The organism is Paenibacillus ihuae (assembly GCF_001368795.1).
GTDB lineage: Bacteria > Bacillota > Bacilli > Paenibacillales > Paenibacillaceae > Paenibacillus_AQ > Paenibacillus_AQ ihuae.
Map to the genome: position 1 here is coordinate 3,906,874 of NZ_LN831198.1, position 2,074 is coordinate 3,908,947.

Consider the following 2,074-nt stretch of genomic DNA (forward strand, 5'->3'; position numbering starts at 1 on the left):
CAGGCAGGCTCAGGCATCACTGCTATTCCTAGTGATTCCCTGAAGAGCACGCCATCGATCGGATCGACGGAAGCCGTCGGTGTAGTTGTCGCTGCTGTGGTACTGTTCATTACGCTGGGCTCGGTAGTTGCTGCCGGCCTGCCGCTGATCACCGCGCTCCTCGGCGTTGCCATCAGCGTCGGAGGCGCCTTTGCCCTCTCAAGTGTAATTCAGATGAATGATATTACGCCGATTCTCGCCGTCATGATCGGTCTGGCCGTCGGCATCGACTACTCGCTGTTCATCGTAAACCGTCAGCGCAGGCTGATTCTGGATGAGAATTTAAGCGCGCGCGAAGCAGCTAGCCGGGCAGTCGGTACCGCCGGCAGCGCCGTATTTTTCGCCGGGCTGACCGTCATTATCGCCCTGTGCGGCATGCTGGTCATCGGCATCGGCTTCCTGTCGACCATGGCGCTTGTTGCCGCTGTCACCGTGCTTATCACCGTCCTGCTGTCATTAACCCTGCTGCCTGCGCTGCTGGGTCTGGTCGGTGAGCGGATCTGCTCTGCCAAGGCCCGCTCGAAGAAATCCGCCTCCGGAAACAAAGGCAATCACGGATTCTCACACCGCTGGGCGAACTTCACAGTGAAATACCGCTGGATCATCATTGTTCTGGTGGTTCTGGTGCTTGGCACAGCCGCAATTCCGGTAACGAAAATGGAGCTCGGCATTCCTTCCGGCGCCTCGGCTAACCTGGATACCCCAGCACGCCAAAGCTATGACATCATCTCCAAGGGCTTCGGCGAAGGGTTCAACGGACCGCTGCTGCTGGTCGCCCAGCCGAACAACCCGTCCGATAAAATCTCCATGCAGACACTGGGCAAGCTGGTTCAGGAGCTGCAGATGCATGATAATGTCACGCTGGTGTCCCCATTGGGCGTCAACGCAACAGGAGATATCGCCATTATCAGCCTGATTCCAAAAACAGGCCCAACCGATACAGAAACAAGAGATCTGGTGCAGGAGCTGCGCGATCCCGCCTACAGCCTCGCATCAGACAACAATATTACCCTTGGAGTAACCGGCTTTACCGCTATTAATATCGATATGTCCTCCAAGCTGTCAGATGCATTCCCTGTGTATACCGGCATCATTGTCATTCTGTCATTGATTATTCTGCTGCTCGTATTCCGTTCGATCATTGTGCCGGTCAAAGCGACAGTCGGTTTTATTCTCAGCATTCTAGCTACCTTCGGTGTGACCACCGCCGTCTATCAGTGGGGCTGGCTGCACTCCCTGTTCGGTTTTGATACCGGCGGACCGCTGCTCAGCTTCATGCCGATTCTGGTCACCGGTATTCTCTACGGGCTGGCAATGGATTACCAGGTGTTCCTGGTAAGCTCCATGCGTGAGGCTTACGTCCACGGGCGCCACGGCAACGAGAGCGTGGTCCACGGCTACGATCTTGCCAGCCGAGTTGTGCTTGCCGCAGGCATAATCATGGTCTCCGTATTCGCCGGCTTTATCTTCGCCCCTGATGCGATGATCAAGCAGATCGGCTTCGCGCTGGCCTTCGGGATCCTGATCGATGCCTTCATCATCCGCATGACGCTCGTGCCGGCCGTCATGGCCGTGTTCGGCGACAAAGCCTGGTGGCTGCCGAAAGGGCTGGACCGTGTGCTGCCGAACCTCGATGTCGAGGGCGACAAGCTGATCGCCAAGCTCCATGCCGAGAGCGGAGACAAGAAATAACTACGAGGACGGCATAATGCCGTCCCGATCTATAAAGAGCAGAGCCTGCGGACAATGTCTGCAGGCTCTGCTCTTTTTATTTGTTAAAAGCATATTTATGAACGGTAAAGACAATTCCGGATGAAATTCCAAGGGACACTAGCCACACTATCATATTTTGCGCAGAAAACCTGGATGGGTGAATACCAAAATCAACTCTTGATCGGGCATTGTCTGTTGCAGTAATTTCATATGCATTTGTCATATCAGGTACATATTCCTTGGTCATTAACATCCCTAACCCAACCTGGATTCCGGTTGTAATCAGAAGAAAACTGAACGCAAAGATCAAGCAGAGAACAAG

General features: G+C 54.4%; 2 protein-coding genes. One reads left to right on the plus strand and one right to left on the minus strand.

Going from position 1 to position 2,074, the window contains the following annotated elements; genetic code table 11:
- Positions 1 to 1,731 (plus strand): MMPL family transporter (locus AQR02_RS18060; protein WP_245237536.1); only part of this gene is annotated, 1,731 nt, incomplete at its 5' end.
- A 76-nt stretch (positions 1,732 to 1,807) separates the two neighbouring features.
- Here the strand turns inward: AQR02_RS18060 and AQR02_RS33125 are convergent.
- Positions 1,808 to 2,074, minus strand: a 267-nt coding sequence (locus AQR02_RS33125) for a hypothetical protein (RefSeq protein WP_425339986.1), incomplete at its 5' end; no start/stop codon positions are given.